Below are 15,617 nucleotides of genomic sequence, written 5' to 3'. Positions count from 1 at the left end.
GCACTTATACAAAGCATTAGGATTTTTTATGATACCCAACCTTGATCAACTCTTGGCCTTTGTAACCGTCATCGATCTAGGGAGTTTCACGGCGGCGGCCGACAAGGTTGGCCTTACCCAACCGGCCGTCAGTCTGCAGGTCAAACTGCTCGAGCAGCGGCTTGGGGTTCGGCTGATCGAGCGCGTGGGGCGACGCGCACTGCCATCGCCAGCCGGCTCGGATCTCCTCGTTCACGCAAGGCGCATCCTGGAAGAGTGTGGTGCGGCGGCCGATGCAATGACGCCACATCGAGAGGGCTCGGCCGGTCGAGTCAGAATCGGCAGCGGCGGGACGGCGTCAATACACCTGCTTCCTCGCGCAATCGCGTCCGCGAGAACGCGAATGCCGGGACTTGAGATTACCGTCCGGATCGGCAACACCGAAGAGGTCTTGCGTGATCTTGAGGCAAACGCACTCGACCTCGCCGTCGTCACCCTTCCCGCCTCTGGCCGGTCGCTGGAGATCGAGCCTTTCTACGAGGACGAGTTGCTGGCAGTGGCTCCCAAAGACAGCGAAATACCCGAAGGAGGACCCGACGCCGCGTTTCTCAAAGACAAGGTTCTCATGCTCTACGAGGGCGGCAACACGCGCGCTGCCACGGACGGGTGGTTCGCCGACGCGGGCGTCCGGATACAGCCTGCGATGGAGTTCGGAAGCGTTGAAGCGATCAAGGAGCTGGTCGCCGCAGGATTGGGCTGGTCGCTGCTGCCTGCACTCGCGTTGAAGCAAGACCGTGCAGGATTTCTCATAACGTCGCCCGTCAGGCCGCGCCTGGTCCGTCAGCTCGGCATTGTTTTGCGCCGGGACAAGCACCTCACCAAAGGTCTGCGGGAAGTTATGAAGTGTCTGCGCGAATTCTGAGGCTAGCTTTAGCGCGAATACTGTTGGCGGCGTGGCCATTGCTGTCATGTGTCGTTCTCCTGATCCGACAAGGGCACTGTCTGCGTACATCCCATATCTGCCATTCACATGAATATGCACAATGGGGCCCTATGGTAGCGTTTTTGATTGACTACAACACGGCATGCGCTAGCTGTTATACAACGAGCTGATTCAATCCTGGTGGATACATCAACGAATCTAGGCGCCGCGCAACGAGGAGGCTCAACCCATATGCCGGAAAATCGTGCGAATTGGCCTAAGCTGGTTCCACAAGGATCCGAATTCTTCAACCGCGCCGAGGCAGTTTTCTCGCTCTGGGATCTCGACCTCGTTCTGGTCGATTGGTCCGAAAAACTCGCCGAGCGCTCGGGCTTTAACGAGCAGGCCCACACGAAGTTGGCTGATATTTACCCGGCGCTGGCAACCCCTCCGTCCGCAGACCTCGTACAACTCGTCATTAATACCGGCCGGCCACAATCCATCCGGTTAGGTGTATCAACGCACGACCGGTACGACCTGCTGCTGCTGCCGGCCAGGGAGGGGTTGGCGATCGTCGAAATCGGCGCTGCCGATCGCAATGAGACGACAACTGCGCACGAGCAGGAGCGAGCGCTGCTCCTGCACCAGGCAACCCATGACGTCCTGACGGGATTGCCCAACCGCCGGCAGTTCAGCGACGAGTTGGGGCGGCTTCTTCCTACCGACGACAAGCGCGGTCTTGCGCTGATGCAGATCGACCTGGACGACTTTAAACCAGTCAACGATACGTTAGGGCACGGCGCTGGAGACATTGTTCTGAAGCTTGCCGCCGGCAGGATCCGAAGCGTGCTTGGCATGGACGAGACAGCCTTCCGCCTTGCCGGTGACGAATTCGCGGTCATCCAGACTGCTCAAGAGCAGCCACGTGAGGCCGAGCGACTGGCTGACGCGCTGGTTGGCGAATTCAAGAAGCCATTCGTGGTAGACGGCATCACTGTCTTTGTCGGAGCCAGCATCGGCATTGCGATTGCGCCCCGCGATGGCGATGAGGGCGAGCAGTTAATGAAAGCAGCCGACGTCGCCCTCTATGCTGCAAAAAAGGAAGGACGCCGCCGCGCGCGAACCTTTGATCCCAGCATGTTGGTGGTGCTGGAGCAACGGGAGGTGCTGAGGCGCAGCCTTAGAGTCGCGCTTCAGCATAGAGAGTTCTTCCTCGAATATCAGCCTCTTGTCGACAACTCGCGCACCGTAACCGGCTTCGAGGCTCTCCTGCGCTGGCGCCATCCCAGGCTCGGCGTGATCCCTCCGATCGCCTTTATCTCGATGGCAGAGGCAGATGGGCTGATGAGCGAAATCGGCCAATGGGTGCTGGACGAAGCCTGTCGGGAAGCCTTGAGTTGGCCGGACCATTACACCGTTGCCATCAACTTATCCCCGGCGGAATTCCTGACAACAGGCTTCACTGATCGCGTGTCGCAAACTCTCGACCTTATCGGTTTTCCCGCCGAACGCCTGGAACTCGAGATTACGGAAACCGTCCTTCTGGAGCGCACGATCAATAACCTCGATACTTTGAACATCCTCAACGTGCTTGGCATCCAGATCTCCCTCGACGACTTCGGGACTGAGTACTCATCCTTGAGTTACCTGAAGAATTTTCCCTTCGATAACATCAAGATCGACAAATACTTCATCAACGACCTCCTGGACGACGAAAAGAGCCAGACGATCGTGCGGTCCGTCATTGCGCTGTCGCACGGGCTTGGCATGCGTGTCACTGCCGAAGGCGTGGAGACAGCCGAACAGGCCGCGTGGTTGCTGGAAGAGGGCTGCGACAGGCTGCAGGGCCACTTCCTGAGCCCACCGATGCATGTGGACCACATTGGCCAATTCATCGGCCACCGGAAAGCGCGGCGGGGAAACGGCGGCGCAACGAGGACCATGACGGGTCCGGAGGGAGCCGGGATGGCGCTTGGCCAAGGAGGTGCAGGTTGAAAAGGCAGGAGGCGGCGACGACAGCAGACACGGCTTTCGAGCAACTTCTCAATCTGGAAATGGAGATGGCAACGTTCACGGCCGACTGGCTGCATTGCGATCAACTCTCGAACTATGTCGCCCGAATGGTCAGCCATGACCGCCGTGATCCGCTGCGCCACTCCAATCTTCTTTCTTCGGCCCTCAACGAACTCCTCGAGATATCGTTTCGCTCGAACGCGCAAGAGGGTGAGCTGATATGCGCCTTCTATCGTCATGAACAGATAGAACGGATCGAGTTGAGCTTTCCGTGCCCGTCGCAACAGCGTCGCTTTTACTCTGAACTCGTCCAGGGTCTGAAACACAGCGGAAAACTGGCAAACTACGTAGAGGTCATCGCCGACGAGACGGCTCCCCTGGAGCAAGCAGTCCTATTGGGATTGGCGGTCAACTATGACGCGGACATAGAGCTACGCGCCTCGAGCGCCGACGCGCTCACCTTCGTTGTCGACCTGCCGCTCGAGAGGCTCCTCCATTGACCCCGAACGGTTCTTCACCTGTCTTTACGACGCAATTCGACACCGGCAATCAGGAGTTTGTAGCAACCGGCGTTCTCCGACCCCGTTCGATCACCGACATCGCGGATGATCTCTTACTGCTGCGCGACAAGATTGAAACGGTCCAAGGGATCTTCTACGTCAATCTGAAACGCGTTACCCACATGAACAGCACGGCATTCCGTGCCCTGGCGCGGGTCCTGGTCGACGCCTCCCGCTCGCGGCCGGAGCTCAGGATTGTCGTTCTGACGTCGAGTGTTGTCACATGGGCAACGCAGGTGTTTCGGCACCTGAGCGAACTCTCGCCTAACATCTCCATTGAGATATATGATTCTGCCTTTTATCCCGGTCAGACATTTGTCGAGAACGAGAGCTTCATCCCTATCCTCCGGACACAGACGAAAATGACCTGGCGTCACGAGCGGGAGATCCTGCCACGGCACGGACTTCGCAGCGGCATGACGATCGCCGACATTTGCTGCGGCATCGGTGATTTCGCAATGCTTGTCAGGAAGGAATTCGGCCCCGCCAGGATAGTCGCGCTCGACCATTCCATGGCAAGCCTCGACTATGCGCGCTCCGTTGCGGAAGACTTCTGCGTTCGCGATATCGAGTACACTTATGGTGATGCATCGCAGATGCTGTTCGAAAACGACCAGTTCGATTTTGTGACGTGCCGGCACTCGCTGCAGATCTTCAACCGACCCGAACTCCTGTTGAGGGAGCTTTATCGCATCTGCAAGCCGGGCGGCAGGGTCTACATCACCAACGAAAAGAACTCCCACTGCCTGGGTGAGCCCCGCGCCGACAGCATCCAGTGGACCTATAACGAGGTTGCCAAGCTCTTTCGCCATTTCGACATGGACGTCGAAATGGGGCCAAAGGGTTCTCGCCTGCTGCTGGATACTGGTTTCGAGGATGTGAGGATCGAAAGTTTCATGGTTACCAACCTCGACGGCAATCCGCAGGAATTCGCCGACGTCATTGAAGCCTGGGAAGATGTTTATGCCGGGGAAATGTCCGTCAGACGAGGAGACGCGCCCGAATTCATCGCGCGGTTCAGGCAGGGCTTTAGAGATCATATCTTTGCCGCGCTTCACCCGAGAGGCTATGCCGGCTGGCCTATCTGGGCAGCGTCGGGGCAAAAGCCGCTATGACCGGCGCTTCAAAGAAACCAAGCCTCGGATTGCGCTCGTTTCGGACGAAATTCATCATCGTCGTCGGCGGCGCCGTGCTTTTCGATCTTCTTGTCAGCGGCGGCCTTGCGCTCTGGAATGTGCAACGTCTGTCGCGCGATGCGACCACTCAGGTCGGCGAGGGCCTTGAAAGAGCGAGCCAGGATTATATCCGCTCCTCCACCGATTCCACGGTCGCGCAGGTCGGGCTGCTTCTCGACCAGGTGCATTCCGACGTTAAAGCCCTGGCTGGCGTGCTACAGGCGCAGATCGATCGACCGATCAGAAACAACGAGGTTGGCGACGCAATGGCCACAGCTGACCCTGATGCTGTGACCCTAAGCTTCAACAGTATCGGCGGCTGGGCGCAGAACGCTCCCGGCTCACAATCCGTCGTCAGTGTCTGGGGCTACCTCCTCGACAAGGATCATCGTCCGCTGCCGCAAGTGCAGGCCGATATCGAAACCAGTGCCGTTATTGATCTCGTTGCCCCGAACCTCCTGCAAAACGGAGCCTCCAAACTTCAAATGTACTACATCGGCCCGAAAGAGCGGCCGATCTTCAGAACTGCTCCCTATACCGATCAGGCGCAGACATTCGACAAGCTCTATCCCGGCCACAATGAGGCGAACTTCTGGGACTTCTTCTTCCCCGGCATTTACGAATCTTGGCAGCAGTGGGCGCAAAATCCAGCCTCCCGCCCCGTTCCTGAAAACATCACCCAGACCGCCCCCTACACCGACGCCATAACAGGAAAGCTGATCGTCAGCTTCTTCCATCCTCTCTGGACGGCTGATCGCCGCGACGTAGCCGGGACGGCCGGCGCCGACATCACGCTCGATCAGCTTGCCGAAATCGTCGAACACGTGAAGGTCGCCGAAAGCGGTTTCGGCTTCCTCGCAATGTCAAACGGCAATGTTGTTGCAATCAACCGAACCGGGGAGAAGGTCATCGGCTTGCGCGCGGCAAGCGATGCGACCAACCAAGGCGTGACAGGAGTTGACCGCTCGCTGCGAAACAGTTCGCAGAAAGCCATTGCCTCTCTTCCACTCGATGCGGATGGCGTCATTCAGCACATTTCACTGAGCGAAAATGGCGAGGACGTGCCCTATCTGGTGGTCACCAAGCAGCTCCGCCCTTCCAATCTTTGGGTCAAGGGCCCCGTTCAGCGCGAAGTCATGTCGCTTGGTATTGTCGTGCCAGAGCGGGAGATTTATGCCTCGCTCATCGCTGCCAGGGAGCAGATAGCGCGGGCAACCAACCGTATCCTGCTCTATCAGATCCTCGCGGTTCTCGTGTCACTGCTCATCGTCGCAGCCGCAGTATTTGCGGCGTCGAAGCGCATCACCAGCGGGATCCGTGCCCTGGCGGCCGCGGCAAAGCGCATTGAAGCGAAGGACTATTCCGTGCGGGTGGCGATTACCAGCAAGGATGAGGTCGCGCAGGCGGGGCTTGCCTTCAATCGCATGGCCGAGCAGATCAGCTTCCACACCGAGAACCTCGAAAATCTGGTCGAGGAACGCACGAAAGAGATCGAGGAGGCAAAGGAAGAAATCTCGGCATTGAATACGCAGCTGAAGAGCGAAAACCTACGCCTCGGCGCCGAGCTCGATGTGGCCCGACACATCCAGATGATGGTGTTGCCACGCGCAACGGAGCTCGGCGCGGTAGAGCATTTGGAAATTGCCGCTTATATGCGTCCCGCCGACGAGGTTGGTGGCGACTACTATGACGTCTTGCAGAACGGCAGGCTCCTGAAGATCGGTATTGGCGATGTTACAGGTCATGGCCTGGAGAGCGGCGTTCTGATGCTGATGGTGCAATCGGTCGCCCGCGCCTTGCTCGAGGCGGGAGAAACCGACCCATCGAAATTCCTTGCACACCTGAACCGAGCGATCTTCAAGAATATCGAGCGGACGAGGACCAATAAGCATCTCAGCTTGTCTTTTCTTGACTACGATGGTGAGCGCCTCACGATCTCTGGACAACATGAGGACCTCATTGTCATTCGCCAGACAGGCGAGGTCGAGCGCATAGATACCGGTGACCTCGGCCTGCCGGTTGGACTTGAATCCGATATCTCGCCTTTTGTTGATACTCGCGAGATATCCTTCGAGAAAGGCGACCTGATCGTGCTTCATACGGACGGTATCACGGAAGCCGAAAATACACGGGGCGAGCTGTTCGGCATCGATCGGCTTTGTCAGAGCGCACGGCGCCTGCACGGCCAAACCGCCGAAGAGGTAAAGGACGGTATCATCGAAGGGCTGATGGCCTATATCGGAACGCAGAAAATACATGATGACATCACGCTGGTTGTGATGCGGCATAGGTGATGACATGACCGTCACGCTCTTTGGACAGAAACACCTCACCTCCCCCGATACTACTCACGCGTTCCGGCTTCGGTTGTTTGACGGTCCGCTTGATCTCGCCTGGAAGCATTCCGGCATGACGTCCGACTTCATCGCCGAGATGATGGCGCCAAGGTTTCGTCCATCGAAGCGGATCTACAATCAGCTCAAGCAGGACATCGGTTACCTCGCAAACGAACTGATCGAGAACGCCATTAGGTTTCGCGTTCGTGGAGAAGTCGTGGTAGAAGCACGTGCACAACCGGATTATTTTCGACTCAGGGTGTCCAATTTTGTCGACAGCGAGACGGCCGACAGATTCAAGCAACTGCTCGGGAAGGTAACGAGCGGCGATCCCGGCGATCTGCTTATCAGGCAGATCGAGTCAAATGCCACGACCGCGACCGGCGATGCGTCCGGCTTGGGTCTGCTGACCTTGATGAGCGACTACGAGGTGCAGTTTGCCTGGCTCTTCGAGGAGGACAACCCTCGCGAACGAACAAGGCTTGAAACATATGCCGCGATGGCAATTCCGGCATGAAACGGCAGGAGGTGCGCCATGGAAATTAGAGAAGAAGCCTACCGCGTCTGGTCCGAAGGCAGCACCATCTATTTTGATGGGACAATGCGTCTGTCGGGACCTGACGCGTATGCGCCTGTCCAAGCACTCGCGATGAAGGCGCTCGAAAATGGGGGCGGCAAAACCACTTTGGACCTGACGGGCCTGGAGTTCCTCAATTCCTCCGGCATAAACCTGCTCGCCAAACTGACGATCGAAGCGCGCAACCGCCCGGATATTCATTTGACCGTGCTGGGGTCATCACAGATTTCGTGGCAGACGAAGTCGCTGCCCAACCTCAAGAAACTCCACCCGGGCGTGGATCTAAGGATGACCTGACGGCGTACCACTGAGTGAAAAGAAAGGGCAGCGCTCGCCTGATCGATAATGGAGGCCGAATTGCCAGATGAACGATCTCGCTCCTCCCCCGCACCATCCGATGCCGGCGTCGGTGACGACGGCAGGGCTGTGCAGATGGAACGTCGTCGCTTTCCTCGCGAGACAAAACCACAAGAAGAGCAGCCCGCACCGCCACCAGCATTGAAGCCGTTGCGGTTTTCCACGCGCGACCTCGAACTGCAACAGCAATTTGCCGGCTGGCAGTCTTACGTCGCGCCGCTTGTCGATATCAGGCGCCCGGATGGTTCTCCCATGGGCTTTGCGGCCGACCACGCGGCCTGGAACCTCGGCGGCATGCTCATCGTGCAGCAAAACACCCCCGCCCATAGCTACATGCGTTCGGAAGCCAAGGTGAGGTCAAGCCCTATCGATCACTGGCATATTTCGGTATTGCGCAGCGGCCGGACATGGACGGAAGTCGGTGGACACGTTTCCGAGGGCGAACCTGGAAAGGTCGAGTTGCGCAGTTTGGGGCATCCCTTTCGCGGTCGATCGACGGACACCCAAACCCTGTCCCTGTATCTGCCTCGGGAACTGCTCCATCCCGCCTCCACCGAGATCAAGAACAACATCGCGCTTTCCGGAACGCGTGCCAAGCTCCTGATCGACTATCTGGACGGCGTGGAGGCGAAGCTCGCGCAGCTGGCGGAGGTTGATCTTCCGCATGTCGTCCAGACCATCCGTGACATGATCCTGACCTGGGTTTCGTCGTCGTCAGCACACCCCTCATCGCCAGAGCCGCACAACAATCTGCCGCTGAAGGAGCGCGTCTACCACTTCGTCCAGCACAATTTGATGTCGTCCGACCTGACAACCGACCGTTTGTGCCGGGAATTGGGCGTCTCGCGCACGCGGCTCTATCAGGCTTTCGAACCGGACGGCGGCGTGCATCACTATATTCAGCGACGCCGGCTTTTGTCCGCACACGCCGCTTTGAGTGATACCTCCAACCGGCAACAGATCGTCGATATCGCCTTTGCAGCAGGTTTTTCCTCGGCCGCGCATTTCAGCCGCGCCTTCAGCAAGGAATTCGGCTACAGCCCGCGCGAGGCGAGGCACGTGGCCATGCCCTCTTATCTCGGGCACTCGGTCGAGCCCGAGTCCGAGGCCGAGAGCGCCCAATCCTTCGACACGTGGCTGAAAACACTCGGGCACACCCGCCGCGCCTGAGTGCTGCCATTCCGGTCGCGTTAAAGCGGCCGTCGGCAGGATGCCGACGGCTGATAGCCCCCACCCGTTCGACCACTCTGATCGCCCGCGTCACGCCCATCCGTGTGCCAAAATCAATCATGGCGAAAGCGGCTGGGGCACGACCAAAGGCAGCAGAAATGGACGCTGCTGCAAGTTTCTGGATGCGCAGCTAACGACAGGCGTCCCGTAAGCCCTTAATAAAGAAGCATAATCGCAGTGCAGTCAGTCAGACGGAACGCACAGCAAATGCGCTCCCCTTCGTCAATGAAGCAACATTCAGGGGCATGTCATGGAACCGACCAATCCTACGATCCAGATCAGCAATCCTCGATATCCTGCGAATGATCCTTACCGCGTCGTCGAGCGCGAGGAAGTCCTTGCACAGGCCTTTCGGGCTTTCGTGCAGCGAGCCGTTGCTGCCGGTTGGAAGGAATCGGAGGTTGCCCTGACCTTGGCCGATATCGCCGATGACTACGTAATGGCTCTCGCTCGAAGGGTTGCGGCAAACTAGTACCGAGTACCGTTCCGCGTATCGCAGCTGGGGGCAAACGCGGAAATGCCAACATCCCTTCAACCGGCCCGAGGCCCGCCGCTTTGCAGATGACGCGAAGCGGTGGGCCTCGGTCGTTGCGCCCTGGCTAGCCCAGTTCAACACCCTTGGCCGCGTCCTCGATAGATCAAGTCGGTGCCAGGACCGACAATCGGGAGCAGTCATTTGCTTTACAGATATCACGCTGTACAGTCTGCGAGCAGCCATCGGCAGCGGCTCGAATGAGAATGACTGCCGCGCCTAGAAGGAGGAATGATGTTCCATCATGTTTCTATCGGCGTGTCCGATCTTGAGCGCGCCCGCAAATTCTACGATGCAGCACTTGAGCCTTTGGGCTATGCGAGGCTTTCAACGAGTGACAAGTGGCTGGGATATGGCGGCGAACAACCCCAGCTTTGGATAAAGCTCGCGGAGCGCCCGGTTGCCCCCGATATGGAGTCGGGATTGCACTTCTGTTTTGTTGCCGACAGCGAGGAAGGTGTCAGAGGCTTTCACGCAAAAGGTATAGCCAATGGCGGGACGGATAATGGCGAACCCGGCATACGTCCCGAGTACGCGTCCTTCTATTATGCAGCATTCGTCATCGATCCGGATGGCTATCGCTTGGAAGCCTTTTTCCACCACCCTGAATGAAGGCCCGCGGGTCGCCTCAAATACCCCTGATCGCAAGGCAACCGCATGTCGCAACACCTTGAGCCGGCCTCCTCTCGTTCGCCTTCAGCGGTGATTTGGGTCGGCTTTATTGCGATGTGCGTCGGTATGTTCATGGCGATCCTGGACGTGCAGGTCGTCGCCACATCCCTGCCAACGATCCAGCAGGCCATCAATATCGATCCAGACCAGATGAGCTGGATCCAGACCATCTACCTCATCGCGGAGGTGGTCGCGATACCGTTGACCGGCTTGCTGACGCGCGTCTTGACGATGCGATGGTTATTCGTCGCCTCCATCGGCCTGTTTGTCGTCGCTTCTGCCGGCTGTGCGGCAAGCAGCGACTTCAGCGAGTTGGTTGCCTGGCGGGCGCTTCAGGGCTTCTCCGGCGGCACGTTGATTCCCGCGGTGTTTTCGGCTGTTTTCATCCTCTTTCCAAACGAGCGGCAGGCAATCGCCACAACAATTGCGGGCGTACTGGCGGTTCTGGCCCCAACTGTCGGCCCGATCATCGGCGGCTGGCTGACGTCGACCTACTCGTGGCACTGGCTGTTCCTCATCAATATCATCCCCGGGATCGTCTCGGCGCTCGTGGCGTGGCGGTTCTTGCCGCCGCAAAAGGGCGACACCTCCGAACTTCGAAATCTCGATAGTCTGTCGCTTATGATGATGGCGTTGGCACTGACGAGCCTCGAGTTGGGACTGAAGGAAGCGCCGACGAGCGGCTGGATCTCGCCTTATGTTCTGAGCCTGCTGGTGGTAAGCCTGGTCTGTGGGGCCGCGTTTGCATCGCGGTCGCTGCGCAGGACACGCCCGATCGTCGACCTGCGTCATTTCCACGACCGGAATTTCCTGATCGGTTCGGCCCTCAGTTTCGTGCTGGGGATCGGGCTCTTCGGCTCGGTCTATCTCATGCCGGTTTTCCTTGCCTTCATCAGGGGGCACAACGCCCTGGAAATCGGGACGACGATGCTGGTTACGGGTATCACGCAGCTGATCGTCGCGCCGATCGCCGTTGCGCTGGAAAAGCGAACGGATCCGCGCCTGCTTTCGGCCGCAGGCTTCGTATTGTTCGCAATCGGATTGGGGATGAGCGCATTTCAGGATCCACGCTCCGACTACGACGCCATGTTCTGGCCCCAGGTCGTGCGCGGCGCAGCGATCATGTTCTGTCTGCTGCCACCGACCCGCCTCGCGCTCGGAACCTTGCCGCCGGCGCAGGTGCCTGATGCAAGCGGGCTCTTCAATCTGATGCGCAATCTTGGCGGGGCGATCGGCATCGCAATGATCGATACGATCATCTACACGAGGTCGGAGCCGCTTGGGCAGAGGCTATGGGATCAACTGCGAGCCGGCGACGCAGCCACGGCAGCGTTTGTCGGGGCTCCAACCGGCACGATCACCGGCAGTGCAGGCACCTTCAGTCCCGACACCGTCGCCGCGCTGGATCCGCTGGTGCAGACGGCAGCAAGCGTCCAGGCGATCAACGAGGCTTGGCTGATCGTCGCCGTACTGACAGGCTGCGCACTGCTCTTTCTGCCATTCGCAAGACCGGTCGCTCCGCCACAATGAAATTGCGGGAAGGCCCTTCATTTGGCGATGCCAACCTCAAAGAGTGAACAGAGCGTTCAGTCGTCTTTTCATGGCAGATGCCGCTTCCCATGTTAAACCAATCGCAAATCCCACGGCAAACCGTGATATCCAACGGGCAAAATCATGAAGAAAATCGGTTTTCTCTCCTTCGGCCACTGGACGCCTTCGCCCCAGTCGCAGACCCGCTCCGCAGGCGACGCGCTGCTCCAATCGATCGACCTCGCCGTTGCCGCCGAAGAACTTGGAGCGGATGGTGCCTATTTCCGCGTCCACCATTTTGCTCGGCAGCTTGCCTCCCCCTTCCCCTTGCTGGCGGCAGTCGGTGCCAAGACGAAGACCATCGAAATCGGTACCGCGGTCATCGACATGCGCTACGAAAACCCGCTTTATATGGCTGAGGACGCCGGAGCCGCGGATCTGATCGCAGGCGGGCGTCTGCAACTCGGCATCAGCCGCGGTTCGCCCGAGCAGGTCATCGATGGCTGGCGCTATTTCGGCTACCAACCGCAGGACGGCTCGACAGATGCCGATATGGGCCGTGGCCATGCCGAAGTGTTCCTGGAAGCGCTGAAAGGTGAAGGCTTTGCCCAACCGAACCCGCGTCCGATGTTCCCAAACCCACCCGGCCTGCTGCGCCTTGAGCCCTATTCGGAAGGATTGCGCGACCGCATCTGGTGGGGTGCCGGATCCAACGCAACCGCCGTCTGGGCAGCCAAGCTCGGCATGAATCTGCAAAGTTCGACGTTGAAGGATGACGAAACGGGCGAACCCTTCCACGTCCAGCAGGCGGCGCAGATCCGTGCGTACCGCGAGGCATGGAAAGAAGCCGGCCATAGTCGCACGCCACGCGTATCGGTCAGCCGCAGCATCTTCGCGCTCGTCGACGATCGCGACCGCGCCTATTTCGGTCGCGGCGGCAAGGAACAGGATTCGATCGGCTATATCGACGAAAACACCAAGGCCATCTTTGGCCGCTCCTACGCGGCCGAACCGGAAGCGCTGGTCAAACAGCTCGCCGAAGACCAAGCGATTGCCGAAGCCGATACCCTGCTGCTGACCGTCCCCAATCAGCTTGGCGTCGACTACAACGCCCATGTGATCGAAGCGATCCTGAAGCACGTAGCCCCTGCCCTCGGCTGGCGTTAACTCTCGCGCCCGTCTATTGCTTTAGGGCGAGCGCGCTGCGTCCGCTTGTCGTATCGGCGATCAGCCGGGCAATTTCCTCTGACTTTGCTTCGGGAAAGCTGGCAGTGATCTCCGCACCCGCGCCAGAGAATGCCTCGCTCAGGACCTGCACGCCCTCGAAGGCGGTGAGCCTTGCCTTGAGGATGGCAAGGTCGGAGAACCCGGCGCGGATCGTTCCTTGCAACGTTGGAACGAGCTCGACGAGCTCGCCGGCCCGGAGGCAGGCGGCGGCCGTGCCGCCATAGGCGCGGATCAATCCGCCGGTGCCAAGAAGAACGCCGCCAAACCAGCGCGTCACGATAACCATGACCTTGTCCAGCGATTGACCGTCAATCGCCTGCAGTATGGGTTTTCCGGCTGTTCCACTTGGCTCGCCGTCATCGCTGAAGCGGTACGTATGACCAACACGCCAAGCCCAGCAGTTGTGGTTTGCATCGGCCTGGGAGTGCGCTGCAAGCGCCTCCTTCGCTTCGAGCTCACTGGCGATCGGTACGCCGATCGCCAGAAACCGGCTCTTTTTCACGATCTGCTCAAAGGATGTGGTTCGTTCCAGCGAATACATGACAGCTGTATAGGGCAGCGCGAGCGCCGAGCGAAGACGGTTTATCGGGCGGCGGCGGACATGACAGTGGAGAGTCTCTCCGTGGACGCAGCGCTGCCCTTACCCCACTATTGTGCCGGCATCGAGATCCGACCCTTCATGTTCGGATGAAAGCGACAGTAGTAGTCGACCGGGGCGGTTGCCTTCAGCACCACTCGTCCCGATTTGCCGGGAGGAATGACCACCTCCCAGTCTCCCTTCATGGTCGCCGTATGGGCTAGAATGTCCTTGTTGATCCATTCAATGGTGTCGCCTGGCCTTGCGCTAATCTCGGCGGGCAAAAACTTCATCTTTTCGATTGTCACCGTGACCGTTTCTGCCCGCGCCGGAACGACACCTGTTGTCAACGCAGATACCGCAGCGATCCACAGATGCCGTCGCAGCATGTCGAAATCTCCTATTTGAGGTTGGCAGCAACGTGCTCGGCGTGCTGCTGGTGGCCCTGGAAGATTTTCAGACCGGTTTCGAGCAGTTCCTTGAGCTCGACATTGCTCGCCGAGGGGATCAACAGCGTCTCGAGCGCGCCGTTGACCTGCTTATGGTAGGCGACTTCGTTGGCGACGTAGGCCTTGTCGAAGCCCGCGCCGTTGAGCTTGGCGAGTTTCGCCCGCTCATCGGTCGCAGCCTTGGCCAGCGCCTTGCTCGTAGCGTTGTCCTCAGGCGTAACCTTGAGCTTCTTGACCAATGCGAGAGCCTGCGTATTCACGGCCTCATGGTCTCGCACCATGTCCTCAGCGAAGGCAACAACGTCCTTGTTCTTGGATTTCGAGATCGCAAGTTTTGCTGCCTCTACGTCGATGACACCGGCTGTATAGGCGATGTGAGCGATCTGCGGGTCCGTCGGTTTGTCCGCGGCCCATGCCGATGGCGCAATTGCGAGCAGGCAAAGCGCGGTCAAGGTTGTCATCTGTCGGGTATGCATGGAACCTCCTTGGCCCGAGCCGGCGAGGCTGGGCGTTGTTTTCTGGAACGAACATTGGATGCCGGCCTAACGATTAGGTTCCCGCGATTAATCGGGAAAGCCGAGACGGCTCATCACGGCGGCCGTCAGACGCTCGCAACGGCGACCGGCAAAGGGAAATGCGGAAAGGAGCACGGGACCGATCTGCTCGTCGAGGCGCTCCCGCACCAGGCGTCTGGCGCGATGCAACCGGGTCTTGACGGTCTCGGTCCGTAGGCCAAGCAGCGCAGCCGTCTCCTCCATGCTCAGCCCCTCGATGACTCGGGCGACAAAGACGGTTCGATAGATATCGGGAAGCGCATCGGTTGCCTGCTCGACCAGCTGCAAGATTTGTCGCTGCGCCATCGTCCGCTCCGGATCGCCACTGGGGTTGTCGACAGGAAACTGGACGATCGTCGCTCCACCGCTTTGCTCCATCGAACTCACCAAGCCCGTCGTCCGCCGTTTTTTTCGCAGACGCCCGAGTGCCTCGTTGATCACAATGCGTGATAGCCAGGTCGCCAGCGACGACTCTCCCCGGAAGCGATCGAGGTGTGCAAATCCCAGCACATAGGCTTCCTGAACAACATCTTCGGCTTCGCTGTCGTTGCGAACGATGCTTCTTGCGAGCCTAAAAAGCCGCTGATTGTGAGACGTCATGATTGCACGAAATGCGTGGCGATCACGTGCAACCGCGCGACGCGCCAGCTCGACATCGGCGAGCGTATCGAGTGCTTCTGCCCGATCGGTTCGAATGTGCGACATGGTCATCTCCTTGCGATGGTTATAGATGGCGCTCGATCGGAAAGGTTCCCGAAAATCATGCGCCTGCATTTAGGCTGTCAAAGGCGTTGACATTGCCGTGGGCCCAGCCGCGCATCTGCATGCTGCGACCATTTTTAAGTGGATGAGTTTGACACGACAGAAAAGATGCCGACATTGCCGTAAAGGCTTTACCGACGCGGCCGCAGAAAGCGGGACCAACGC

Annotated in this window: 16 protein-coding genes; 12 read left to right on the top strand and 4 right to left on the bottom strand. The window is 58.9% G+C overall.

Translation table 11 applies throughout. From position 1 onward, the window contains the following. Nucleotides 1-28 precede the first annotated feature (28 nt). From FHT71_RS07050 to FHT71_RS06995, 12 genes are all read left to right on the top strand, one after another. Nucleotides 29-901, top strand: a complete 873-nt coding sequence (locus tag FHT71_RS07050; protein ID WP_132588897.1) for a LysR family transcriptional regulator — start codon at nt 29-31, stop codon at nt 899-901. Nucleotides 902-1,153: 252 nt separating this feature from the next. Further along, nucleotides 1,154-2,896, top strand: coding sequence for an EAL domain-containing protein (locus FHT71_RS07045; RefSeq protein ID WP_132588896.1), 1,743 nt, complete (start codon nt 1,154-1,156; stop codon nt 2,894-2,896). Nucleotides 2,897-2,955: 59 nt separating this feature from the next. Continuing rightward, on the top strand, nt 2,956-3,414 hold the full coding sequence (locus FHT71_RS07040; protein WP_165933063.1) for a ubiquinone biosynthesis methyltransferase UbiE: 459 nt from the start codon (nt 2,956-2,958) through the stop codon (nt 3,412-3,414). Next, nucleotides 3,411-4,589 (top strand): class I SAM-dependent methyltransferase, encoded by a 1,179-nt coding sequence (locus FHT71_RS07035; RefSeq protein ID WP_132588894.1) that lies wholly within the window; start codon nt 3,411-3,413, stop codon nt 4,587-4,589. Before FHT71_RS07040 ends, FHT71_RS07035 begins: the two co-directional genes overlap by 4 nt. Then, a complete protein-coding gene (locus FHT71_RS07030; protein WP_132588893.1) occupies nt 4,586-6,943 on the top strand; it encodes a SpoIIE family protein phosphatase in 2,358 nt (785 codons plus the stop codon). The genes FHT71_RS07035 and FHT71_RS07030 overlap by 4 nt, the downstream gene beginning before the upstream one ends. A 4-nt stretch (nt 6,944-6,947) precedes the next feature. Further along, nucleotides 6,948-7,502: an ATP-binding protein gene (locus FHT71_RS07025; protein WP_132588892.1), complete on the top strand. Its 555-nt coding sequence runs from the start codon at nt 6,948-6,950 to the stop codon at nt 7,500-7,502. 18 nt (nt 7,503-7,520) lie between these two features. Continuing rightward, nucleotides 7,521-7,859 (top strand): hypothetical protein, encoded by a 339-nt coding sequence (locus FHT71_RS07020; protein ID WP_132588891.1) that lies wholly within the window; start codon nt 7,521-7,523, stop codon nt 7,857-7,859. A gap of 135 nt (nt 7,860-7,994) precedes the next feature. Continuing rightward, nucleotides 7,995-9,089, top strand: a complete 1,095-nt coding sequence (locus FHT71_RS07015) for a helix-turn-helix domain-containing protein (protein WP_132589068.1) — start codon at nt 7,995-7,997, stop codon at nt 9,087-9,089. A 310-nt stretch (nt 9,090-9,399) separates the two neighbouring features. Further along, entirely contained in the window at nt 9,400-9,621 is a 222-nt protein-coding gene (locus tag FHT71_RS07010) for a hypothetical protein (protein WP_132588890.1), read from the top strand. Between the two features lie 294 nt (nt 9,622-9,915). Beyond that, complete coding sequence (locus tag FHT71_RS07005; RefSeq protein WP_132589067.1) at nt 9,916-10,293, top strand: VOC family protein; 378 nt, start codon at nt 9,916-9,918, stop codon at nt 10,291-10,293. Between the two features lie 45 nt (nt 10,294-10,338). Next, nucleotides 10,339-11,883, top strand: coding sequence for a DHA2 family efflux MFS transporter permease subunit (locus FHT71_RS07000; protein WP_132588889.1), 1,545 nt, complete (start codon nt 10,339-10,341; stop codon nt 11,881-11,883). Between the two features lie 144 nt (nt 11,884-12,027). Continuing rightward, nucleotides 12,028-13,050: an LLM class flavin-dependent oxidoreductase gene (locus FHT71_RS06995; protein ID WP_007797066.1), complete on the top strand. Its 1,023-nt coding sequence runs from the start codon at nt 12,028-12,030 to the stop codon at nt 13,048-13,050. Between the two features lie 13 nt (nt 13,051-13,063). Here the strand turns inward: FHT71_RS06995 and FHT71_RS06990 are convergent, their stop codons facing one another. The 4 genes from FHT71_RS06990 to FHT71_RS06975 form a co-directional block, all read right to left on the bottom strand. Further along, nucleotides 13,064-13,651, bottom strand: coding sequence for a YigZ family protein (locus FHT71_RS06990; RefSeq protein WP_132588888.1), 588 nt, complete (start codon nt 13,649-13,651; stop codon nt 13,064-13,066). A 107-nt stretch (nt 13,652-13,758) separates the two neighbouring features. Continuing rightward, complete coding sequence (locus FHT71_RS06985) at nt 13,759-14,076, bottom strand: cupredoxin domain-containing protein (RefSeq protein WP_132588887.1); 318 nt, start codon at nt 14,074-14,076, stop codon at nt 13,759-13,761. Between the two features lie 11 nt (nt 14,077-14,087). Continuing rightward, on the bottom strand, nt 14,088-14,612 hold the full coding sequence (locus FHT71_RS06980; RefSeq protein ID WP_132588886.1) for a DUF4142 domain-containing protein: 525 nt from the start codon (nt 14,610-14,612) through the stop codon (nt 14,088-14,090). Between the two features lie 87 nt (nt 14,613-14,699). After that, nucleotides 14,700-15,395 carry an RNA polymerase sigma factor gene (locus tag FHT71_RS06975; RefSeq protein WP_132588885.1) on the bottom strand — a complete coding sequence of 232 codons (696 nt, stop codon included), beginning with the start codon at nt 15,393-15,395 and terminating at the stop codon, nt 14,700-14,702. Nucleotides 15,396-15,617: the final 222 nt, after the last annotated feature.

Origin of the sequence: Rhizobium sp. BK060 (assembly GCF_014193145.1) — a bacterium.
Taxonomy (GTDB): Bacteria; Pseudomonadota; Alphaproteobacteria; order Rhizobiales; family Rhizobiaceae; genus Rhizobium.
The sequence above is the reverse complement of the archived record's forward strand: the minus strand, read 5'-3'. Positions and strand labels throughout refer to the sequence as shown.